Source organism: Candidatus Megaera polyxenophila (assembly GCF_029982035.1).
GTDB lineage: Bacteria > Pseudomonadota > Alphaproteobacteria > Rickettsiales > Rickettsiaceae > Megaera > Megaera polyxenophila.
The window spans coordinates 1,103,810-1,127,660 of the sequence record NZ_CP104166.1 but is presented as its reverse complement, the minus strand read 5'-3'; the positions used below and the strand labels follow the sequence as shown (position 1 = coordinate 1,127,660).

Below are 23,851 nucleotides of genomic sequence, written 5' to 3'. Positions count from 1 at the left end.
TTACCTAGCTTTTTTTGGGTATTGGAATCTAACAACATATACCAAATCTTTATCATTCTCGTCTTCCAATTCTTTGGAAACAATGTCAAATTGATAAGTTCTTTTGTTAGTGATAATCGTCATATTAGTACGAATATTTTTTTCCATCGGTTTAATAAATAATTTATTGCCAAGGGGAGTTAATTTCCAAGCAAACGATTCCCCTAGCGTTATTGTTTCTATAGTCTCGTTTTTAGCAAATTCAATATGAGATTGAAAACCATAATGAAGCACTAGCAGATAGACTTCATTAGGGTTATATATATAAGTTTTAATCCTACTATCTGTTGTAAGTGACAACTCGTCACTATCGTCATACATACTTGCATTAGCTACCGAAGTAAAAAGCATTGTTATTACAAATAAAATTCTAACTATTATCATCATCTACCCTATAACCTGTTACTTGAAAACCTATTGGATTAGTATCTCTATCACTATCTGTTAGTTCCATTGGCAAGTAATCAAACTCAACAATAGCAATTTTGTTAAACACTTTTCGTGCTCCTGCAGTTTCATTTATAGAAAATCTTAACATAAATTTTTTATCAGCAAGTTTTGACCATGACTTAACCAGTAGAAAAGTGGTGTTTTTTTGGCCATATTTGATAGTTGGATTAATTTCGTTATTTTTTAGAGAATTACGATATGACCAATAGACCGAACTAGAAGATAACAACCTGACAGTTTTCATTGCTTCAGTATCAAAATCCACCGGATTATAGGTTTCTCTAGCAGAGACATATCTTTTGATAAAATATTGAGCCAATGAATCATTACCCATAAGAACAGAAGAATTTAAAGGATTAACAATCTTGGCCATTCCGGTTGTATCATCAATTTGTATGACAAACGGATCAAAACGTTTAATATTTACTACGTAACCAACTGCAGCAACAGAAATGATACATAAGCATAAAAGGATGAGAAGCAGTACAAATAACAAATTTCTTTGAACTGCTACATTTTGGAATCTTTCCTCATACCAATTCCTGATTTGTTTAATAGATCCCTGACCTTCTTCTTGGGTTGCTTGAATTTTGCTTTCTTGAATAAAACCAGATTTTCTTTTAAACTTTTCTAATAGCTCGCTTAACTTGAACATAATACAATTGCCAATTTTGTGATATCTTTAGACAAATTTCACAGACTATAGCCTAAAAACATTTAGATGCTCAGCTATTTGCATCCGTAGATTCATCATAAGACCCTTTGGTTATTGATTATGTATCAGCTAGCAGAATAAAATAAACAAAAAGATTAAAGGAATCTGATTTACTGAGATTTTTTTTATTAGCAGTTGCTTTTAGATTATAGTTTTTCCTCTATATAAAGAATTCCTTGCTTTAATTCCTCAATTTTAAGCTCTTAGCAGTTTAATAGCTTAAGCTCTGAAGGTTTAGAAAATTATTCGGTTTATTTCATCTTGATTAGTTTGTGACCCTAGGTATATTAAATAATTTAATCTGCCATAGAGAAATACAAGATAAGCCACCTATCGGTGGCAGCTTAAAAGAAGATACCCTTGACCGATAAATATTTATGGAGGATTATAATACTGGTATTTGATTTGTTTTAACTTGAGTTATAAAGACTGAATGTTAGACATACATAAGATAATATATAATTGAGTTATGAGTAACTTGCACTCTGAGCAGCATTTGGTCAATGAATTAGCGGTAAAAACTCTTAAGGCCATTTCTAAAGAGCAAGCAATTCCTTACAGCAGGATCAAAAAGATTTTTTCCGAAGGAGATAAGGAAATAGCCAAGGCTTTCTGGATAATGTTGCGAAAAATATCTCCCAATCATAAGTATAATTCTGTTTACTATTGCCCTGATTGTAAAGAATTTGATTTAGAACGCAAAGGAAGAAAGATTCCTTGGTAAGAAAACATTAACTATAAGTAATTTATGGAAATAGTCGGTAAAGGAATATCTATAAAACATATTTTTCTAGACCGTGGTAATTGGTCTCGATTTCGCTAAAAAATACGGCAAGCTAAGATACGGCATTATTTTCAACGTCACTAAAGTTATATCGTGTGGAACGAAATATTTAGGATTTAAACGTTATAGCTGCCGTGATTGTAACCGCAATAAATCGGTAGCATTCAGCTGTAAAGGTAGGTTTTGTTCTCGTTGTGGTAAGAAACAAACGGATCAATGGGTGAGTAAGGCTAGCAATGTTCTACCAAAAACACGATGGCAGCACATTACATTTACAATGCCGGACTCTTTATGGCCGATATTTTGGCTCAATCGTGATCTGTTTGGATTGATTTCCGGTATTGCAGCAGGAATTATTAAGGAGATAGCTACAAAGAAAAATCTTGTGGTTGGTATATTTACTGCCTTACACACTTTCGGTAGAGATTTAAAACGCAATGTTCATATCCATTTATCGGTTACTTGCGGCGGTATAAATAGCAAAGGCAAGTGGCAAAAATTATTTTTTCCTGCCGAACCTATTAAAAAAATGTGGAGACATAGAGTCCTTGAGTTATTTCGCTTTCAATATATCTCAAGTAATTTGAAGTTGCCGTCCGCATATCAAAATGCTGAGAATTTTAATAACTGGATGAGTAGTTTATACGAAATCAGTTGGTATGTTTATTTACAAAAACCATCGGATGATCATAAACGCAACATAGAATATTTAGGGCGGTATATAAAACGCCCCCCTATTTCCGAGACAAGAATAGAAAATTACGACGGAAAGCAGGTAACGTTTAAATTTCTTGATCACTATAATAATACAATTGATCGCATAACTATGCCCGTGATGCAGTTCATAGCTAGTCTGATTATGCATATACCAGATCGTTATTTTCGAATGATTAGGTATTACGGTTTTTTATCTAATAGAACTAGGGGCGTACAATTACCTATCGTATATAAGGCAATTAATCAAATCGTTCATAAGAAAACTAAGCTCATTAGTTGGAGATTAATGATTTGGTTGAATTTTAAAATAGATCCTCTGTTTTGCTATAATTGCAATAAATGTATGAATCTGCGGCAAGTTTATTACGGTTTATCTCCGCCATTGTTATTAATAAGAACCAATGAATTATTATCAACGCCTAGATAACATCATTATGGCGAACACTTCTTTCACGTCTTGGCCACATAATTTGTAAAACTGAACCTATTTTTAGATAGATTCTGGCAGAGATTTTTGTAAAAGTGTTGATAATTTCTAATATTGTGGCTGGTAACTACATATTTATTAAACGAATTTTTAAAAAGCTGATTGATGATTTTTCTGGTTGCAAATTTTGAATTTCCTATACTATATAAAATAATAATGAATAAATTTAAATTCCAGTTAAAAGCAACTAATAACAAAGCACGAACAGGATTTATTGAAACAGCCCATGGCACTATCCAAACCCCTGCATTTATGCCTGTCGGCACACGGGCGGCAGTAAAGGCAATGTTCCCAGAATCGGTAAAGTCTACCGGAAGTGATATCATTCTTGGCAATACTTACCATTTAATGTTAAAACCAGGAGCAGAAAGAATTGCTAAACTTGGCGGCCTCCATAAGTTTATGAACTGGGCCGGACCGATTCTTACAGATTCCGGAGGATTTCAGGTAATGTCATTATCTGATTTACGAAAAATTACAGAAGAGGGAGTAGAATTCAGGTCTCACATTGATGGAAGTAAACATATGCTTACTCCGGAAAGATCAACAGAAATTCAGTATTTACTCGGTAGCACCATCAGTATGGTTTTTGACGAATGCACACCGTACCCAGCAACTTTTAAGCAAGCTAAATCTTCAATGGAATTAACTTCCAGATGGGCAGAAAGGTCGCGAAACTCTTTTGTTCAAAGGCCAGGATATGCTCAATTCGGTATTATGCAAGGCGGAATATACCAGGAATTAAGAGAAAAATCAGCTTCTGACCTTATTGAACTTGATTTTGAAGGGTATGCTATAGGAGGATTAGCCGTGGGGGAAGGCCAAGATATAATGTTTTCCATTCTAGATTATGCCCCTGCTTTTTTACCGGAAGACAAACCTCGTTACCTTATGGGAGTAGGTAAACCATCTGATATTATCGGAGCAGTAAAAAGAGGTGTGGATATGTTTGATTGCGTAATTCCAACACGATCTGGGAGAAACGGCCAAGCATTTACCAAATATGGAACCGTAAATATCCGTAACAGTAAATATGCAGATGATAACACACCTCTTGAACAAGATTGTCCTTGCCCAGCGTGTGCTAATTATAGCAAAGCATACTTGCATCATACTGTTAGGGTCGGGGAGATAATTGGCTCAATGTTAATGACATGGCATAATATTCAATATTTTCAAGGATTAATGTCCAGAATTAGAGCATATATTAAAGAAGGTAGGGATTTTGATTTTGATTGTTAGTTATATAAGCCTTTTCTTATTTGGAGTATTAATCGGTAACTTCACTACTACTTTATTTTACCGTTTACCTAGAAATATCATGATTAGCGGATTTAACCAAAAATTGACCAGGCCTCCATTTTGCTCAAATTGTAATCATGTTTTAGTCTTTTACGAATACCTCCCGATTTTAAGTTGGTTTAGCACCCGTGGAAAATGTAATTACTGCCATGCCCCGATTAATAAATCATATATAATGCTTGAAATTTTAATAGGAATAATAGCAATAGTTTTATACTACCTTACTGGTCAGGATTTAGACTATTTTTTCCTTTATTTTTGTTTTGCAGCACTCGCTATCTTAAATATTTTCATATATTTAGACCATGATTTTATTCCAACAAGGATTACTTTAGGTATTATTATAACAGGCATAATTTACCGCACGTTAACCGATCAAGAGATTTTCGCATGGCTGGCAAGTTTATCTTTAGGTTGTATATTAAGCTTATGGATAATTCGCGAAGGGGTAGAGGATAAAAGTCCATATAACTATGGTAAACTTTTAGTACACCTGATTTTACCAGCAAGTCTATGGTGTCGGAACGAGAGCGTATTATTTTTTGTAACTAGCATTACTCTTGCCTACCTATTTTCTAAGCTTATAAAGCAGAGAGTATTTTACCCTATCAGCCTGGTAAATTTATTTTTTATTAGTTTATACAACTTTATGGCAAGCAATTAATTAATGAATCCTATATACCTAATCCTCCGCCACCCTTCTGGAAAGTCTTACTAGCCCGTTCTATCCGTCTAACTTCTGCTTCCCCATAAGATTTTAAATCTGATTCTTTGCCCCCCTCATACTTACTGGCTCGCTTTTCTCCGCCTATCATCATGTTATGAGCATAATTATCTTTCTTAGTTTCCCCTGCTATTCTTCTTGGATTCATTACTTTATAAACCTCATATATAGCAAATTCCTTGATGGTTTTCTTTATGTTAGCTTTTGCCTTGGCATCTAAAGGATATTTATCATTTATACTGTTATTTGCGTCAATATCACGATCCGCCCCTTCATATTTTGTAATAAGGTCGCGAGTAAATTTACTGATGTCCTGTTCTACCTCCTCATCATTAAATTTGATTTTTTTACCAGTTAATTTATCAATTTTTAACTCACTTTTAGCTAAGTGTTGTTTTATCAATAAAATTAGTTTGCTTTGCATTTCACCAAGCTCATCTGCTTCTTCGATAATGCGATCAATAGCTTTACCAACATTGGCATCTTTCTTTAATTCTTCTAGTATCTCAGCCATTTCTGACTCGTACTTTTCGGAAAGAGAATCATTAAAACTAGCTTCCGATTGGTCTTCCAAAGGCATAAATTATTCCAATTAATTTTTAAGTAAAATGGTAGCTGAAATATTCAATGTTATATCAATTTTTCCAGGGGCAGAAATCGGAGCAGTTATGCTACTTACCACATTTGCTGCAGCTGTACGCATTAATTTAGGATAAGGAACAGGTGGATAACGATTATCGCCTTCAATGTTAATGTTTTTTATCTTAACTTCTTTTAAACCAATAATACCAGCTACTCTTTTAGCATGGGATAATAGTTTGTTGATAGCGTTTTCGACCATGGAGGTACGGGTTTCTTCAATTTTTGCAATGGAAACTTCATAATGTAGGTCACTCATTACTAATCCTATTTCCTGCAATTGTCCGGATAAAGCAAGTATATCCTCCGTAGATTTACTCTTTATAACAATAGACTGAGACCCTTTCCATAATTCTTTTTCAGTTGCTCCTTGTTTAACTGGTTTGGAAAATTTATACACTGAATACTGTTCGGTAGAAACTTCTATATTTTCCTTCTTCTCCGCTACAGATAACGCTTTTTTCATCATCTGGTTAATTTTATTCTGTACTTCTTTTGCAGATTCAGATTCACTTTCATAGCGCAAATTAGCAATAAGTATATCCGGTTCTACCTGTTTTGTTTCAGTAACGGATAAATTTAGATATGTACCGTCTTCTTTGTTAACATCATCACCGTAAGCTTTAAGCCCTATAAATGCAGAAAATATTAATAAAACTTGCAAGAATTTAATATTTATAATTTTGCCCATTTGATCCATCTTTAAAATTTAACTCAAACTTAATATTAAGCTAGTTAAAGCCTACCTCATTCAAATTGTAGCGAGAAAATTAAGTTAATCTAAAATATTAATATTTTTTTTAAGAAAAACTACTCAGCCAGTTGCAAAATAGACATTTTATATTAATCCTTAGCAATTATAAATGTTGGCAGCTCGAAATAAAAAAGCTTACCCCGCTCAAGGTAAGTGGTATAATTTATGTATGTATTTTACTTATATGATATTGCTTATGGTATCAACCATTGAAACATTAGATTGTAAGTAAAATTAATAAGACAAATAATATCCCATCCTTAATGGCGCAAAAGGGATTGTTAAATACTATAGTAATTCATGTATTAACATTAATATAGAGAAAAATATGAACAATTTTAAAGTTGCCGTAGCTGAGAATAAAACAAATTTTTTTAAGTATGACATTATTCTCAATAATGAAATAGTAAGGTTAAGGCCATTAAAAATAGAGGATATGTCTACTTTTTCTAATTTTCATTCAGACTACGCAATCTGGAAATATTTTGCTATTAAAATGCGTAAAGAACAAGATATGGAAGATTATATTAACGACGCAGTACAACAAAGAAGTTTAGGTTTACGATATCATTTTGTTGTTGAGGATATAAAAACGGATAAGGTGGTTGGATCTACAGCCTTTGGGAATTTTTCTCCAAAAGATAATAGGATAGAAATAGGCTGGAGTTGGATAGAAACCTTGTCCCAAGGAACTGGTATTAATAAAAACGCAAAGTTTCATTTATTAAATTTTGCATTTGATTACTTGAATATGGAAAGAGTAGAATTTAAGACAGATGTGCTTAATGTAAGAGCAAGAGCTGGTCTTATTAAAATTGGTGCGATGGAAGAAGGGGTTTTACGAAGCCACACTCTTATGCCAGATAATAGACGCCGTGATACAGTTTACTATAGTGTACTTAAAGAAGAGTGGTATACCAAAATACGATCAAATAACTTTTATAATTTCTCTAGCGATGTTGTAATTTTAATAGAATCTAGTGATTCAATCTATAAGACGATATAGATTAATAAAACTATTTAGCGCTAAAATTTTCTGATTTTTAAAATAGAACATTTATATGAGTATTCTACAACTGAAAGCTTCAGATCCTACCTTATCAACCTGGGTATCAGCATCAGCTGGTACTGGTAAAACAAAAATCTTAACGGATCGTGTACTCCGCCTTCTCTTGCAAAACGTGCCATTTAACAAAATCCTGTGCTTAACTTTCACTAATGCTGCCGCTAATGAGATGCAGGAAAGGATAATTGCCCAGTTTCAAAAATGGTCACACTCTTCACAAGAGGACTTACTAGATAGTTTGCAAAACACACTGGGTAGAAAACCGACTAAAGATGAGTTAATTAAGGCATCATCACTCTTTGAATTATATCTAAAAACTCAAGATCAAATAAATATTTACACTATTCACTCTTTTTGCCAGAAAATTTTAAAGAAATTCCCGCTAGAAGCAGGAATTTCTCCTCATTTCAAAATTATTGACGAATTCAAGGTTAATAAGATAATAAGAGATATAAAAAGGCAAATATTCAACCTCCCTGAAATTCAGCATGTTATTAATTTTCTTATAGAGAACTTTCATGAATTAACCATCGATGATATTTTTAATGAAATAATTTCTATAAAAACAAAGATATTAACAAAAAAGCTCACCTCTTTATCTGCCGAAAGCAATCCCGAGCTTAGCGGATTAGAATGCATTAACAATTTAGCAAAACATGATCCAAATATTTCGATAGAAGTTATATCTAATTCTGATATCAAGAATTTAATCCTAGATTCACTTGGAGCTGATCTTGCAAGCAAAGATATTAAGCCTTTCTTTTTAACATTATCCGGAGAAAAGAAAAAAAGAATCGTAACTAAAAAAATAGCTTCTCCTGGCTCTGACCTATACGAAGAACTGGAAAAAATTCAAGACCAAATCTACCAACTCGATCAAGTTAAAAAAACAGAAAATTTACTTTTAAACTCAAAATTATTTGAGATATTAGCAGAAAAATTGATTCTAGAATTCGAGTCATACAAAACCAAAAACGCTTTTCTTGATTATGATGATCTAATACTTCATACTCAAAGTTTACTGACAAATTCCACGGCAAAGGAATGGGTACTATATAAATTAGACGGCGGTATAGAACATTTACTAGTGGACGAGGCTCAAGATACAAGTAATAGCCAATGGCGTATAATAGAAGCTTTAGCCCAAGAATTTTATTCTGGAGAATCCGGTAATAACAAAAGCAGAACGATCTTTGTAGTAGGAGACGAAAAACAATCGATTTTTAGTTTCCAAGGAGCTGATATTTCTGCCTTTTCCTATATGAATAAATTTCTAAACGATAAACTAAAAGAAGGGAAAAAAGTTTTTGAAACAATTGATCTTAATGTCTCGTACCGTTCCACTAAAGAAATTCTTACCTGTGTAAAGGATGTATTTAACAAAATAGCAAAAAATAGCCCTGAAGACTTTAAAGCTAATTTACCAGAAATGATACCTTATCGTAATGCACATAATGGGCTAGTTCAGTTATGGCCTTTATGCAGTAATGAAGGCGGTGATGCAGCTGATGAATTTTGGCCCATCTGCCCAGAAAACACACAAAATAATAGCAAGGTTATTTTGGCAAAAAAAATTGCTAATTACGTTAAAGAACAAATAAGCAGCGGTAGGATTTTGCCTTCTACAAATAACAAGATATCAGCTCAAGATTTCATGATCCTTTTCCGGAGCAGGGATGATTTCACGGATGAGGTCATCAAAGCTTTAAAAGAAGCTAAAATCGACATAACAGGACTTGATAGAATATCTCTAGCTGACGATCTGGCGGTCGCAGATCTAATTGCTATTGCAAATTTTGTATTAAATCCTGAAAATGATTTAAATTTAGCTACATTAATTAAGTCTCCTATTTTAGGCTTATCGGAACACGAGCTTTATAAACTGGTTATTGCTGCTCGGGCAAATAAATTATCCTTATGGGAATATGTAAAATTATCGGAGCAATATTTTTTAATAAAAGATAAACTAGAAGAGTTTTTAGCCCTATATCGCTCTTTTCCTTTAAACAATTTCTTTCCATATATCACTGATGTAATGGATTATAGGAACATCATGAATAAAAATGATGAAGCAATCGATGAATTCATTAAACTTAGTAATGACTATTTTCTTGAATATGGAAATTCTTTACAAAACTTTATTTATTGGTTTGTAAAAACCCCAATAACTGTAAAAAGAGATACAGAATCATTAAATAAGCTCCGTATCATGACTGTTCACGGCTCAAAAGGTCTGCAAGCTCCGATTGTGATATTATGTGATACTACCAAACTTCCAACCATGAGCGATAGATTTATCTGGGATGAAAGTAATCAGTTACTATCGGCAAAATCATCTTCTTATATTCCAGCATTTTATGAAACAATTAAAACAAAAGAACAGCAAAAGGTTTATCAAGAATATTTAAGATTATTATACGTCGGGATGACTCGAGCAGAAGATCATTTAATCATCTGTGGTTATCAGGGCAACAGCAAAATTCCTGAAAATTGCTGGTACGAATTAATAAAAAAATCTCTCCAGGACATTGGCTCTTTAGAAGCAAATGGTATCTTACTCTATGGAGATAGCAGTTTAGTTTCCAGTAGCCAAAAACCATCACTTTGCTTGGCAGAAAATAAAAAGGCTGACCAGGAGATAATAAACCCACCAACACCGTGGAAACTAAATAAAACCGTACGTTTATCTTATACAAATATTGAAACCGACACTTCTTATAAAAATACAGATTTACTCGAGTATGGCCTAGTCTTTCATAAAATCCTTGAAGAAGCCATGAGAAATAGAAATCTATCTAGTATTTTCAATCATCCATTAATTACTACATTAGAAAGCTCTTTACAAAAAAGAATAAAAACCAGCCTAGAAAAAATAGCAATTAATGAGGAATTCAACGAATTATCGAAATATGACTTAAAAACGGAATTATCTTTTGGCTATAAAACAGATTCAGAAATAAAAATTGGGAGAGTAGACCTTTTAGTAATTCAGAAAGAGCGAATTATCATTATCGATTATAAATCCGGTAAATCTAATAAAGGATTAATACCGGATACCTACATCAAGCAATTAAGGTTTTATAAACAAGCTTTTAGAGAAATATATCCGGATAAAATTATAGATTGCAAGATTATTTGGCTTGATAGCGGAACTATAGTAAGTCTCTCCGTCAAAACTCTCTACCCCTGAATTAGAAGGGGTTTCATGTTATAAATGGCTTACGAAATCCATAAGAAAATGTTATAATTAGCGCATAAAGCTTATGGATTTTAAAGTATATGCCTATAGAAAATATTAGTTTTTCTCAAAAACAAGAAAGATTATTTGGTGAAAAATTATCTATACAACTAAATCGCAAAAACAAATTATATAAACTGAGAGATTTGGTAAATTGGTCTGAACTTGAAGCGCTGGCATTAGCTAAGGTTGAAATCAAGCAATTCGGTAGAAATAAGAAGGATCATAGAGTAATGCTAGGACTATCAATGCTGCAAGCTATGTATAACGGTTCTGATTCGTTTACGGAGGAAGAATTAAAGGAAAATATATATTGGCAATATTTTTGCGGCTATGAGTATATGCAACAAGATATTGACGTATCGGAGGCGACTATACGTAGATTCCGCAATGCTCTGGGAGAGGAAGGATATAAAGAGATTCTAAAAGAGCTTTTGCGTATAGGACTGAAGGTCGGAGCACTCAAAAAAAAAGACTTGGAATCGGCGATTATAGATACGACTGTACAGATTAAGAATATCAAACATCCACATGACGTACATTTAATGGAGACCGCAAGAGCAAAAGTAGTAGATCTCTGTAAACGACTTGGTATTTCGCTTAACGAGACATACGCCAAGAGTTTTAAATATAAGACGATCAAGCTTTGGAAGTACAAGGAAGATAGTAAAGCAAGGCAACGTAGAAAAATAATGATAAGCTTAAAAGTCCGCTTAGGTAGGTTGATCCGTATATGCTGGAGAGGTATAGAAAAATCAAAATTAGAACTATCTGCTGAGGATAGCGCCATTTTTACGAGAGTTAAAAATATTCATGCCCAGTCTGTGCTTAAGAAAAAGGACAAGGATATTTATAAAAAAGAGCATAAGATAGTCTATAGCTTTCATGCTCCGGAGGTAGAGTGTATCGGCAAGGGTAAAATGAATAAACCTTACGAATTTGGTAACAAAGTCGGGATTGCAGTAAGCGGCCGAGGCAACTTTATTCTTGGGGTTAAATCTTTTCACGGTAACCCCTACGACGGACATACTTTAGATCAAACGGTATCGGAGCTGCGCAAGCTAAGTCCGGAGACTAGCAAAATTTTTGTAGATCTTGGTTACACCGGCCATAACTTCAAAGAAAAAGGCAAGGTTTTTACCGCCAAGACCAAGAAAGCTTTATCAACCGATGACAAAAAGATGCAAAAGCGGAGAAGTGCAATTGAACCGATAATAGGTCATCTAAAGAATTTTGGTCGTATGGGTAGAAACTACCTTAAGGGAATAATTGGAGATATCGTTAATCCGCTTATCTCTGCCGTTGGCTTGAATTTGCGTAGAATCACTAATATTCTCAAAGAATCCACCGCATAATAATTTTCCGAAAATCTTAATAATTTAAGCAATTAGCATTGCTCAAGAGAGAATCATGAGTAAATTGTGAATTTTTGCCATCATAGCACCTAAATTTTATATTTTTGGTAAAAAAATACCCCAAAAAAATAAAAATGCGATGATTGACTTTTAAAATTATTAAAACTACATCAAAAATTTAGAATTTTGACGGAAAGACTAGTAAATGTAGCCGCATAATGCTAATAAACAAAAGGCCTAAGCAACCAAACCACTGCTTAAGCCTCTTTATCTTAAATTAATTATTCTAATTTTAGATTATTTTCAAAAAACTAAGACTCTAATCTTCTTCTTCTATTGTTTTTCCGGATACGTCTTTCTGTTTCCTGTTTTTTGCGAACTTTTTTTACTGACGGTGGTTCATAAAAACGCGACATCTTCATCAAACGAAAAACGAGCTCTCTCTGCATCTTTCTTTTCAGATCTCGGATAGCTTTTTCACCGTTTCCACCATGAACATTAACCTGCACAGACACTAAAATTTACCCCCTTAAAGGACACTATGATTGAAATAAATGCTTATTATCTATATAGTTAAATTAATTGTCAACTAAAAAGCTAATATTAAGATGACTGATATAGCTAAAAAACACAAAGAAGCACGAGATAATTTCTTTCGTCAATTAAGTTTTCTAGTATCGACTACCCGGTGGAACAAGAATTTATATAAAGAAATTGAAAAAAAATGTAATTTTCCGCAAAATTATCATTATATTTTATTTCCAGGAGGAGGAAGTCAAATAATAGAGGAATTTGAGTCGTGGCAAGACCAAAAAATGCTTGAATTACTTCTTACCGAAGAACAAACCCTAAAAATTAGGGAAAAAATTGCTAAAGCTTTAGAAGTTAGAATAATAGGTATAGTCCCAAAAGCTGCTATTCTGCAGCAGAATGCTTTATTTTTATTACCTACCAATATTTTATCAGGGGCAAAATGCTACAGCAACACTTGTGACCTAATTTGGCGCTATGCCGGTGATAAGTCCGAGGATTTTAATTATTATAGCAAACGAGCTCTTTTGCTTGGCGTTTATACATCTTCTCGATTATTTTACTTATCAGATAATTCAAAAGATTTTACCAAAACCAAAGAATTTATTGCAACTTCCCTAGAAAGGATTATAAATATAGCCCAAACCAAGAGTAAAATAAAACTTCCTTCTATTGAAGATATACCAATATTAAGACTAATGTCGTAATGAGAAAAAGCACGTTATTTATAATAAATATTTTTCTAATTTCTGGCCTTTTCGGTTGTAGCAGCAAAGAAGCACATAGCACACCATCTGCAAAATCTGAGTCGCAAATTAACACCCAGAATCAAGAACCAGAATCTATAGCAATAACAAAAACTGATCCTTTAATATCAAAAAACCAAAAATTATTCGATTATGACTTAAGTTGCCAGGAGATGGACAGAATTGAAAAATCCAACTTGCATTTACAACAACAAAATTACGCTCTTGCAAATAAAAGAACTCAAGAGCTAGATTTGTCTCAAAATAAGAATTTAACTAATAAAGAGAAAATTAAAATTGAAAAAGAAAATAGGCGTAATACGTTATTAAAAACTATTCCTCCTACAAAAAGGGCAGTGTACAAAGGGAATGATTTTAGCACTTCTTTCCCACAAAACTAGTAAGACAGTAAACCATGAACAAAAATAAATTTTACCCGGATGTTAAATCAACCGTTTCATTTCCTGCAATAGAAGAAGAAATTCTAAAATATTGGCAAGAAAATAATATTTTTAACAACTCAGTTAAAAGTCGCAAAGCCAAAATCGGCGATCAGAATAATGAATTTATTTTTTACGACGGCCCTCCTTTTGCTAATGGTTTACCTCATTACGGGCATTTATTAACTGGTTTTATTAAAGATGTATTTGCCCGTTATCAAACTACCAAAGGCAAAAAGGTAGAAAGGAGATTTGGGTGGGATTGTCATGGTCTTCCAGCAGAAATGGGAGCAGAAAAGGAACTTGGTTTTTCAGGCAGAATAGCAATTTCAGAATATGGTATTGATAAATTCAACAATCATTGCCGCTTATCGGTGATGAAATATTCTAGTGGCTGGGAAAAATATGTAAATCGCCAGGCACGTTGGGTTGATTTCAATAACTCTTACAAAACCATGGATAAGAATTATATGGAATCTGTCCTTTGGGCTTTTAAGGAGCTTTTTAATAAAGGGTTGATTTATGAGTCAATGAGAGTAATGCCATATTCTTGGGCTTGTGAAACTCCTTTGTCTAATTTTGAAACGAGATTGGATAATTCATACCGCCAGCGAACAGATAAAGCGGTTACTGTTAGCTTTGTACTAAATGATAAACCCCAAAATGCACCGGAAGGATTTAGAGAATATAGAATACTTGCCTGGACTACGACTCCTTGGACATTACCTTCAAACCTAGCACTAGCAGTAAATAGCGATTTTAACTACGCATTTGTACCAAATGGAGATATTTGTTACATAATTGCTTCTTTTGCCCTTAATCACTATGCAAAAGAATTAAATATAGAAAAAGACAAAACAGACTTTAAAACTGTTAAAGGAAAGGAATTAGCAGGGTTAAAATATAAGCCTATCTTTGATTATTTTAAGAATCACCCAAATAGCTTTAGAATTTTAACCGGAGAGTTTATAGTAGAGGGGGATGGAACAGGAGTTGTACATATGGCCCCGGGTTTTGGCGAAGACGATCAGATTCTATGCCAACAAGAGGGAATAGAACTGGTTTGCCCGGTAGATAATGCCGGAAAATTTACTGCCGAAATTTCAGATTTTGCCGGTATGCAAGTGTTTGAAGCAAACGACCCTATTATTATAAAATTAAAAAACCAAGGTAATTGGCTTAAAACCGAGCAATATATCCATAATTATCCCCATTGCTGGCGGACAGATACACCCTTGATTTATAAAGCCGTCCCTTCTTGGTATGTTAAAGTTACAGAATTTAAAGATCGAATGGTTGAGTTAAATCAACAAATTAATTGGATACCCGGCAACGTTAAGGATGGCTTGTTCGGTAAGTGGCTAGAAAATGCCAGGGACTGGTCTATAAGTAGAAATCGTTTTTGGGGAACACCTATTCCGGTATGGCGGTCTAATGATCCCAAATATCCTAGAATTGATGTTTATGGCTCCTGCGCAGAGCTTGAGAAAGATTTTGGAGTGAAAATTGAAGACTTGCACAAACCTTTCATTGACGAATTAACAAGACCAAATCCGGATGACCCGACTGGTAAATCCATGATGATAAGAGTAGAGGACGTATTTGACTGTTGGTTTGAAAGCGGTTCGATGCCTTACGGGCAAGCCCACTACCCTTTTGAAAACAAAGAATGGTTTGAAAGTCATTTTCCTGCCGATTTTATTGTTGAGTATTCTGCTCAAACCAGGGGTTGGTTTTATACATTAATGGTTCTCTCTACTGCACTTTTTGACCGCCCGCCATTCCTAAACTGCATCTGCCACGGGGTAATACTGGACTCTACCGGCCAAAAACTTTCTAAACGCCTCAATAATTACGCTGACCCACTTGAATTGTTTGATAAATACGGCGCAGATGCTTTAAGAGTCACTATGCTTTCGTCTAATGTCGTCAAAGGGCAGGAATTACTTATTGATAAAGATGGAAAAATGGTTTTTGATGCCTTGCGGTTATTTATCAAGCCAATATGGAATGCTTATCATTTTTTCTGTTTATACGCAAATCTAGACGGCATTAAGGCTAAATACGATATTTCAAGCAGCAATATCCTAGATCAATACATTTTATCCAAGCTTAAAATTACCGTAAGAAGAATAGAAAATAGTATGGATCAGTTTGATACTGTAGAGGCATATGCGGCGATAACTGATTTTTTTGAAGTGCTAAATAACTGGCATATTAGAAGAAGTAGAAGTAGGTTCTGGAAAACTGAACATGATAAGGATAAATTATCAGCTTACAATACTCTCTATACATGCCTTGAAGTTATGATGAAAGCAATGAGCTCGTTACTGCCTTTAATTTCAGAAAATATATATCGTAGCTTAACTTCCGGGCCATCTGTTCATTTAGAAATTTTCCCGAATGTAGAGGATATAAAAATTGAGGAAAACCTAGTTAAAGTAATGGATCAGATCCTAGATATCTGTAATGCTGCTTTATTTATCCGCAGTGAAGAAAATATCCGCATCCGTCAACCATTAAGCAAATTATTAGTCCACCTTGAGGGAATAGATAAGGGTACTTATGATAACTGTATTAAACAATTTGAAGATTTGATTAAAGATGAAGTTAACGTCAAATCCATAATTTATCAGGAAAATGTTCAAGAATATGCAGACTTAAAGCTTTCTATTAATTTCCCATTACTGGGTAAAAGGTTACCAGAGAAAATGAAAGAAATAATAGCAGCTGCCAGAGCTGGGAACTGGCACGAAGCTAGCGGAAAACTATTTGTTTCTGGTATTGAATTATTACCGGAAGAATATACTCTGGTCATGGAATCTAAAAAAGGAATAAAAGGGGTAAAAGCTTTATCTAATAGCATAGGATTAGTGAAACTAGATCTTGAAATAACTAAAGAACTCGCAGAAGAAGGAATAGCCCGTGATTTGGTTAGATTTATCCAGCAAACAAGAAAGGAAGCAGGTTTTGAGGTATCAGATCGAATTAAATTAAACGTTAAATCTGATTTTGACCTAGGACCTGTTTTAGTAAATTATGGACCTTTCATTACTGAACAAACACTTAGCGAAATCAGAAAGGATTTTAAACCGCAATATACGGCAGATATTGATTTAAATAACCAAATTGTGTCGATAGAAGTTGCAAAATTACGATAAATTTTAAGTGCTTACATTATTACCTTTCTAAAGAGGTTTGTTTCCCAGGAACTCTAGGAGGAGAAACAGGCGATCTCGGCCTAGTAGGCCTAATTGAATCGCCAATGTCCCGAGCTTGAGCAGCAACCTCAGGCTCGATATTAGATTTATTCATAACTCTCCCTGAAAACCCTACGGCGTGGCCAATTTCATGCCTTAGTTCCTTTGCTCTATCAGCTTCGCGCTTTATTTTTTGTACTTTCTCTGATAGTGGCTCTAGGTGAACTCTTGATTCTTTTAACATCTCCTCCAATATTTTTTCTGATGTTGTAGCTGCTTCCTTAGCTAGATGCCGGTGAGCCTTAACAGCTTTGAACGGAGATGAGGCATTGATCTTACTTGCACTTTCCTCTACAATTTTTAATTGCTCATCTAGAGCCTTTGTTTTAGTGTGAAAATCGCTCAACATTCCGTATAATACAAGTACTGGATCTTTCTGGTTACCCACCCTTGGCCTCCTTTTTTTTAAAGCATCAGCTATCGTAGTGCGTGTTTCTGTTATGTTAAAATCCCTTGCTTCTTGTCTAAGGACTTCGGTAGATCTTAAATTGTCCTTTAGAGATCCTTTTGCTCTAGTTATTTGGTTTTCTAAATCAAGGAATTTTTCACTTTGTTTTAGATTTTGTATCTCTTCTTTTATTTGTTGTATTTCTCCTTTTATACTATCTAATTTTTTCTGTGCTTCAGATTTTTCCACTTTAGATGCTTTAGCAAGCTCTTTCTCCGCTTCTTTTAAATCTTTTCCACTTAATTGAATCAATTCTTTTTCTTTAGGGCCAATAATTCTTTTCTGCGCAGTTTCGTATCCTTCAATTTCGCCTCTTAATTTTTGTGCTTCTGTTTACAGCCTTACATATTCCGGTGTTTTAACTTTGCTAGTGGAAATTAATCCTTGGTTAATGTCTGCACCACGCGAAATAAGGGTATGGGACATCTGACTAGATTTAGTTTGCGCTATTTTTTCTTTCTCAGTAGTACTTACTCCAAAATCTAGGCTAAGTAGCGCTACGATTAATGGTGATCCATATTTCTGGCTTTGAGTATTAGGATTTGCCCCAGCTTCATCAACAAAAGCTCTAACAGCATTAGTACTTCCCTTAGAAATAGCATAGGTAAGAGGCGTATGGCCGTTTGTTTCTGGCCTCTGACTTGCTATGTTTTTATTAATATCTATTCCTACCCCCTCACGAATAACAGCATTAGCACCAAGATCTATAAGTACATGAGCAGACTCTATATGCGGTAAATATTTTTCTGGGTCGCTACTTTTATTTAACATGGCATATTCAAATACCGTATACCCTCCTTCTGGACAACCAGGAACTGTAATTTTACATCGGTTAAAATCATCAGGTCGCATTTTTAAAGTATCTGACAATATATGCCTAATATCTCCTGCAGCGTTAAGATCTATTAACTCTTTCATTAATTCCGGTTTCCCGATAAATTCTTCCTTGCTCACATTCTTGAATAACGCATCTAACACTTGCTGATCTTGAACTTGTACGGCATCTCTTAGTAATTCTGGAGTTATAGAAGAAATATCAGGAACTAGATCGTTTATTGCTTTGATGTTTTTGGCGGTAATTGCCTCTTCTAATGAAATTTCTTCAGGAATTTTAGTTAGAATTTCTACACCTTTATCTGTTTTTTTTGACATAGCCTTTCCCCTCCTAGATCAAAAAATCTTTAAATAATAATTAATAAACTCTAATGTTATTATATGAAATTTAACAAATCAAGTTATTAATTTATTATTGAAAATTTTTACTCTCGTTTAATTTCTTTTTAAGTAAAAATAATAAATCATAGTTGAGCCATCTACGGCGATGATGTAAAAAATATTCTTTCACCTCTTCTTTTGGCCTTACAATAACTCCCTGAGGGTTTTGCAAATAAAGTAAAGTCAGTATAGCCTGATCATGACGATGCGAAGTATTATAATAATACTTCTCAATAAAACTATCACTATCTGTTACTGCCTCTTCGTTTTCACACCATTTTAGCCATTTTCTAATAAATCCCCGCGCAGAGCTGGTATTTTTAATTAAGATAAAACTAGCCTGCAATTGGTAGGAATCTAAAATAAAATCGTTGCTCATACCCATAGCGGTTAGCAAATCTCTTCTTACGTATCCCCTATTAGTATGCTCATTCTGGAAGACAAGTATATCTTTGCCGTCGATGAGATTATTAACTAATGAATCGATTGGTTTAACAATAGCACTACCGCTATCGGCATATAAAAGAACGTCATTTTCTGGGATTTCCTCAAGCGTTTGAAGAATTATATAAGGTTTCCATAACCAGTATCCTGCTCCTTTTTTTTGCGAAAAAATATTTTCATGAGCCTTAACATAGGAGGATGATATATGTTTTTTGTTATAGGGTTTATAAAAATCAATACACTTATTCAGTGCACTAGATGTTAAAGCTCGCTGGTTTGCCAAATGAACTTCGCCTCCGTCAGCATAAGAAATAAGCCAGACGTTACCGGTCATATTTTGCTGACACTCCGCTGTTTTATCAGTCGATAAATCTACGTCCTTGGAAAAAGCCGCAATTTCCACTTCATTGATTATGCTCAATAATTGCTTCTGGATATTTGAATAATATAAATATAGGCCGCAAGATACTATAATAAACGCAGCGGACAAAAACGACACTAAAAAAACAAGGAAAAATTTACGCAACATATAGCATATATTCTATGTCAGATATCATCTGACATGGTACATAAATAAGCTATAATTCTAAAGTTTTTTAAAATGTTTTAGTATAGAATTTTTTCAAGTTAGATTTTTTATGTTGATTTGGTGATTTTGCAAGGTTAGCTACTTCGGCTTAAGCTAGGCTTGATACCAGGCTTTAAAGAAGATTAGATTTTCAGCTTTTTTGGTAGCTGAAGTCAGAATAATTTAGCTTTTCTGCTCAAAGGGGTTTTGTCGGTTAATCCAGGCTATGCAAATTTCTTCTGTTACTGATTTTAATTTCTCTACTCGTTTGATCAAGTACACTAGCTGTTCTTCGGTGATTTTATAATTTTTATTATAACGGGCTTCGGTATAAGCTAATTTAAGCAGAATGAACTTTTCCTCTTGCTCCTTAGTATCCCGCGGGAATATTTTGAGCAGTTCATCACTGTAATTACTAGCTAGGCTACCAAGCTTTTCAATATCATGCAGCCTTGGTTTATAACCGGTAAATACGAGCAGAATCGCAGAGTAAAAACTTTCAGTTGCCTGATGGAGCTGAAAAGCTGCTAAATTCAGATAATTATCTTGTAGCATGTAATTAGTTGCTTTTATAAATCCAATAGCACGGGGAATCCACTGAGCAAAATCGTCTTTAGCTATTTGTCTTCTCTCTTTCCAGTTTAAATCTTTAGGTTCAGCTAACGTAAATTCACCGCTATCGTAAAGTAGTATTCCCTCTTTTTTAATATCCGAGAAAAAATACTGGCTCTTCTCCAGCTGCTGATTAAGATATTTTATCGGCTCAACCACAAAGGTTACCCAAGGCGCTCCGAATGTCTTCCCCCTTAAGCCTTTGCGCTCAAGACGTTTAGTTAAATCTGATTCAAAAGACGCACCTTTGAGCCCTCGATATTTCGGGCTTTTAGTTACTACCAGAATATCAAGATCGCTTTCATAGCTGTAAGTTATATGCCCTTCAACGTACCAGTCCCGCACCCACGTCCCTTTAGCATAAGAACCAAAAAGGATAATCATCGCTACTTGATCTCTCGCTGCCGCCAAAATTTCCTGAACAATAGCATCCAGCCTTTCCTTGATAATCAGCGAATTTTTAGGAAGAGTCGTTTTCATGGGGTTAAAAAACTGGGAAGAATTTAGTAATTATAGTGATTTTATTTATTTTTACAATTACTTGGCGTTCACAAACAACTAGAAACATTAATTACTTTAACAATAATATCTCTTTTCTACGTTTTTAATGCTCTTGATCTTTTCTTAATAGTAACCCCATAAGCTTTAGTTTTAAAAAGAACTAACAAAATCAAACCATGTAAAGAATTATACATTATTGCTTTACTATATACTATATGCTCGACTGCATAAAAAATTTGGTTGTACAAAGCACAAATGGAAAGCCATGTTATAACGAATCCAAATTCATCAATAAATTTACCAGTTAAAATTATAGTATATTTTTTAAAAGAAACTGTACGAAATAGAAACCAAAAAATTTTTATATAACAAACGACTAACCCAAAAAATATTAGAATTATGGAAACAATAAAAATAAAATTTGTTACTATTAACCCACCAATTAAATACCCGACATAACTATTGCCAAGAAGGAAGGAATTTGTATAATGCAATAATGTCAAAAAGTGAAGATTTTAGGAAATTATCAATAAGCGCACAAGCGTCGATGAGAAAGATTGCTCTAAAACTAGTAAAAAGAGGAGAGAGTCAATCGTCGGTAGGTGAATTAATAGGAGTGAGTCGCCAGACAGTAAATGAATGGGTAAGGAGGGAAAAGAGAGGCGACAAGTACGCAATTAGTGGGAAGTTAAGAGGTAGAAAGATAGGAGAGAAAAGGCTTATAACCGAAGATCAAAGTAAAATAATACAAGGGTACGTAAATATCTCTAGACCAGAAGATCACAATATCAAATCAGCATTATGGTCAAGAAAATCAGTTAATGCACTCATCAAAAAACATTGTGGATTTTTTCTTCCCCTAAGTACAATAGGCGAATATTTAAGAAGATGGGGGTATACTGCACAAAAGCCAAAGAAGTTAGCATATGAGCAGCAACCCAAAAGGGTTCAATTTTGGTTAGATGAAGAATATCCGTCAATAGCCAAGCAAGCAGAATATGAAAAGGCAGAAATACATTGGTGCGACGAAGTAGGGATAAAACAAGAGTGTCAGGTATTACAAAGCTATTCTTTAAAAGGAAAAACCCCTGTTGTGATTCATAAATCGAAGAGATTTAGTATAAACATGATATCCACTGTTACAAATAACGGTAAGCTAAGGTTTATGCTGTACGAAGAGACACTAAAAACAAATGTATTTATAGAATTTTTACGGAGGTTGGTAAAATACTCCAAGAAAAAAATCTTCTTAATCCTAGATAATCTCAAGGTTCATCATAGCAAAAAAGTACAAATATGGACTCGGAAACATAAAAAGAAAATTTCTTTATTTTTTCTGCCTCCGTATACTCCGCAACATAATCCGGATGAATATTTAAACAACGATTTAAAAAGAAATGTAAATAGGAAACATATACCTCTTACAAAATCTGAACTCCAAGGGAATTTAAAATCTTACCTAAGGACTCTGCAAAATAACCCAGAACATATCAAAAGATTATTTCAGGCGAAAGAAGTAAAATATGCCGCCTAAGTCGGGTATTTAATTGGTGGGTTAATAATTTAAGATCAACTAAATAGTATAATTGGGATGAATCATTGAGTGTAAACTCCGATTGAACGAACAAAAATTTAGTAATCTCTAATAAACTATTAATCCAAAAAGAATTGGAACTAATAAACACAGTAAAACCTAGGAGAGAAAAAGTTGCAACATAGTGAATTATAGCTACAACTGTCGTTAACAACAAAAACAACTTTAATCGCAAATACATAAAACTACCAAATATAAACATAAGTTGTAAGCTTTGATGAGAATTATATAATAACTTACTACTCAATTTTTCATTTAAGCACTCAGTTCTGATTTTTAAATAAAGCTTTTTTAAACAAAGATCCGTATTTTAACTGGTATTTTTTACTAAGCTCAAAATCATAAGCAACAGCTAGGATGCACATCAGTATGATACAAAATCCGATCGAAAGACAATTAATTTTTAACCAAAAAAACGGTTGCATCTCTAATAACTTGTTTTGTGAGTCTGCTCCCTTTGCAATTAAATTCTCATTTTCAACATACTGGGCAATATGAATAACAAGTGAGTTAATAACTATAAAAGATGGTAACGCTATAAACACAAGAGTTCTTGCACTTAGACTACGCCATTTTTTATGAGTAAGTTCTAGACATTTCTTAGTTGAAACTAACCATATAAAAGGCAAAATAATAGTGGTAGATATTATAGATGTTAAAATTACCTCGCTAAAATTCTGCCACTCATAAGCTGTACTAATAAGTATATACAAATCCTTAGTCCAACTTACATACACGTATCCCAAGACAATTCCTGATATCATAACATCAATTTGAGAACACATATAATAAAGAATATTTATCAAAAATTTTAGAAAATTTCGACAAGTAATTCTAAATCCTTTCTTTTTTATTAAAAGATAAATTGGTATAACTACTAAAAATAATAAATAAAAACCACCAAATATATAATAGATACAAATAAGAATATTATCTTGAAACTCTGGAACAAAAAAAACCGCACTTATCATAACGATAAGTGATGTCCATAACAAAAATGGAAATCTTTCGTTTCCCCTCAAACAATTCCATGAAGCCTTATTATATTGACCAATTATCCGTATAAAATCTTGATTTTCTTTTTTCCGCAAAGATAAAGGGATAATATCTTGAGCTTCTAATATTAACCCTAATTCTTCCCTAGTAAGACTTACTAAGTCTGAGCTTTTTGACGGTTCTTCAACTTCTGACACTTTTTTCCTTACATTTAAACGTTATATCT

21 protein-coding genes are annotated in these 23,851 nt (G+C 33.7%); 11 read left to right on the top strand and 10 right to left on the bottom strand.

Translation table 11 applies throughout. The features are described 5' to 3' along the window. Both N3Z16_RS06015 and N3Z16_RS06010 read right to left on the bottom strand, forming a co-directional pair. Positions 1 to 423 (bottom strand): TrbG/VirB9 family P-type conjugative transfer protein, encoded by a 423-nt coding sequence (locus tag N3Z16_RS06015; RefSeq protein WP_282485794.1) that lies wholly within the window; start codon positions 421 to 423, stop codon positions 1 to 3. Then, on the bottom strand, positions 410 to 1,144 hold the full coding sequence (locus N3Z16_RS06010) for a VirB8 family type IV secretion system protein (protein ID WP_223938339.1): 735 nt from the start codon (positions 1,142 to 1,144) through the stop codon (positions 410 to 412). Before N3Z16_RS06010 ends, N3Z16_RS06015 begins: the two co-directional genes overlap by 14 nt. A gap of 529 nt (positions 1,145 to 1,673) precedes the next feature. Here N3Z16_RS06010 and N3Z16_RS06005 point away from each other — a divergent pair. The 4 genes from N3Z16_RS06005 (at position 1,674) to N3Z16_RS05990 (ending at position 5,158) form a co-directional block, all read left to right on the top strand. Further along, entirely contained in the window at positions 1,674 to 1,928 is a 255-nt protein-coding gene (locus tag N3Z16_RS06005) for a hypothetical protein (protein WP_282485543.1), read from the top strand. Positions 1,929 to 2,001: 73 nt separating this feature from the next. Beyond that, on the top strand, positions 2,002 to 3,132 hold the full coding sequence (locus tag N3Z16_RS06000; RefSeq protein ID WP_282485793.1) for an IS91 family transposase: 1,131 nt from the start codon (positions 2,002 to 2,004) through the stop codon (positions 3,130 to 3,132). Positions 3,133 to 3,348: 216 nt separating this feature from the next. Then, positions 3,349 to 4,434 (top strand): tRNA guanosine(34) transglycosylase Tgt, encoded by a 1,086-nt coding sequence (gene tgt, locus N3Z16_RS05995; RefSeq protein WP_282485792.1) that lies wholly within the window; start codon positions 3,349 to 3,351, stop codon positions 4,432 to 4,434. Further along, complete coding sequence (locus N3Z16_RS05990; protein ID WP_341850328.1) at positions 4,418 to 5,158, top strand: prepilin peptidase; 741 nt, start codon at positions 4,418 to 4,420, stop codon at positions 5,156 to 5,158. Before tgt ends, N3Z16_RS05990 begins: the two co-directional genes overlap by 17 nt. A gap of 10 nt (positions 5,159 to 5,168) precedes the next feature. Here the strand turns inward: N3Z16_RS05990 and N3Z16_RS05985 are convergent, their stop codons facing one another. Both N3Z16_RS05985 and N3Z16_RS05980 read right to left on the bottom strand, forming a co-directional pair. Next, positions 5,169 to 5,798, bottom strand: a complete 630-nt coding sequence (locus N3Z16_RS05985; RefSeq protein WP_282485790.1) for a DUF5394 family protein — start codon at positions 5,796 to 5,798, stop codon at positions 5,169 to 5,171. A gap of 12 nt (positions 5,799 to 5,810) precedes the next feature. Continuing rightward, positions 5,811 to 6,548 (bottom strand): SIMPL domain-containing protein, encoded by a 738-nt coding sequence (locus N3Z16_RS05980; RefSeq protein ID WP_223939397.1) that lies wholly within the window; start codon positions 6,546 to 6,548, stop codon positions 5,811 to 5,813. 391 nt (positions 6,549 to 6,939) lie between these two features. On the opposite strand from N3Z16_RS05980, the gene N3Z16_RS05975 reads away from it, so the two are divergent. The 3 genes from N3Z16_RS05975 to N3Z16_RS05965 all read left to right on the top strand — a co-directional run bounded on the left by N3Z16_RS05975 (position 6,940) and on the right by N3Z16_RS05965 (position 12,270). Beyond that, entirely contained in the window at positions 6,940 to 7,617 is a 678-nt protein-coding gene (locus N3Z16_RS05975; protein ID WP_282485789.1) for a GNAT family N-acetyltransferase, read from the top strand. A gap of 55 nt (positions 7,618 to 7,672) precedes the next feature. After that, positions 7,673 to 10,867, top strand: a complete 3,195-nt coding sequence (locus N3Z16_RS05970; RefSeq protein WP_282485787.1) for a UvrD-helicase domain-containing protein — start codon at positions 7,673 to 7,675, stop codon at positions 10,865 to 10,867. A gap of 89 nt (positions 10,868 to 10,956) precedes the next feature. Next, on the top strand, positions 10,957 to 12,270 hold the full coding sequence (locus N3Z16_RS05965) for an IS5 family transposase (RefSeq protein WP_282485558.1): 1,314 nt from the start codon (positions 10,957 to 10,959) through the stop codon (positions 12,268 to 12,270). A gap of 311 nt (positions 12,271 to 12,581) precedes the next feature. Here the strand turns inward: N3Z16_RS05965 and rpsU are convergent, their stop codons facing one another. After that, positions 12,582 to 12,779, bottom strand: a complete 198-nt coding sequence (gene rpsU / locus N3Z16_RS05960; protein WP_223939400.1) for a 30S ribosomal protein S21 — start codon at positions 12,777 to 12,779, stop codon at positions 12,582 to 12,584. 99 nt (positions 12,780 to 12,878) lie between these two features. Here rpsU and N3Z16_RS05955 point away from each other — a divergent pair, with 99 nt between their 5' ends. Genes N3Z16_RS05955 through ileS form a run of 3 tightly spaced genes read left to right on the top strand, consistent with a single transcriptional unit; the run spans position 12,879 to position 17,148 of the window. Beyond that, the gene (locus N3Z16_RS05955; RefSeq protein WP_282485786.1) at positions 12,879 to 13,508 is read left to right on the top strand and encodes a COQ9 family protein; all 630 of its coding nucleotides are present in this window, start codon (positions 12,879 to 12,881) and stop codon (positions 13,506 to 13,508) included. Next, the gene (locus tag N3Z16_RS05950; RefSeq protein ID WP_282485785.1) at positions 13,508 to 13,948 is read left to right on the top strand and encodes a hypothetical protein; all 441 of its coding nucleotides are present in this window, start codon (positions 13,508 to 13,510) and stop codon (positions 13,946 to 13,948) included. Before N3Z16_RS05955 ends, N3Z16_RS05950 begins: the two co-directional genes overlap by 1 nt. Before the next feature lie 14 nt (positions 13,949 to 13,962). Next, entirely contained in the window at positions 13,963 to 17,148 is a 3,186-nt protein-coding gene (gene ileS / locus N3Z16_RS05945) for an isoleucine--tRNA ligase (RefSeq protein ID WP_282485784.1), read from the top strand. A gap of 19 nt (positions 17,149 to 17,167) precedes the next feature. On the opposite strand, the gene N3Z16_RS05940 is transcribed toward ileS, so the two are convergent. From N3Z16_RS05940 to N3Z16_RS05925, 4 genes are all read right to left on the bottom strand, one after another. Beyond that, on the bottom strand, positions 17,168 to 17,947 hold the full coding sequence (locus N3Z16_RS05940) for a hypothetical protein (RefSeq protein ID WP_282485783.1): 780 nt from the start codon (positions 17,945 to 17,947) through the stop codon (positions 17,168 to 17,170). Between the two features lie 81 nt (positions 17,948 to 18,028). Then, complete coding sequence (locus N3Z16_RS05935) at positions 18,029 to 18,847, bottom strand: ankyrin repeat domain-containing protein (protein ID WP_282485782.1); 819 nt, start codon at positions 18,845 to 18,847, stop codon at positions 18,029 to 18,031. A gap of 94 nt (positions 18,848 to 18,941) precedes the next feature. Beyond that, positions 18,942 to 19,775, bottom strand: coding sequence for a hypothetical protein (locus tag N3Z16_RS05930; RefSeq protein ID WP_223939391.1), 834 nt, complete (start codon positions 19,773 to 19,775; stop codon positions 18,942 to 18,944). A 330-nt stretch (positions 19,776 to 20,105) separates the two neighbouring features. Next, the gene (locus N3Z16_RS05925) at positions 20,106 to 21,014 is read right to left on the bottom strand and encodes a HEPN domain-containing protein (protein WP_282485780.1); all 909 of its coding nucleotides are present in this window, start codon (positions 21,012 to 21,014) and stop codon (positions 20,106 to 20,108) included. 442 nt (positions 21,015 to 21,456) lie between these two features. Between N3Z16_RS05925 and N3Z16_RS05920 the strand changes: the two genes are divergently transcribed. Next, positions 21,457 to 22,569 carry an IS630 family transposase gene (locus N3Z16_RS05920; protein ID WP_282485779.1) on the top strand — a complete coding sequence of 371 codons (1,113 nt, stop codon included), beginning with the start codon at positions 21,457 to 21,459 and terminating at the stop codon, positions 22,567 to 22,569. Between the two features lie 323 nt (positions 22,570 to 22,892). Here the strand turns inward: N3Z16_RS05920 and N3Z16_RS05915 are convergent, their stop codons facing one another. Next, positions 22,893 to 23,822, bottom strand: coding sequence for a hypothetical protein (locus N3Z16_RS05915; RefSeq protein WP_282485778.1), 930 nt, complete (start codon positions 23,820 to 23,822; stop codon positions 22,893 to 22,895). Positions 23,823 to 23,851: the final 29 nt, after the last annotated feature.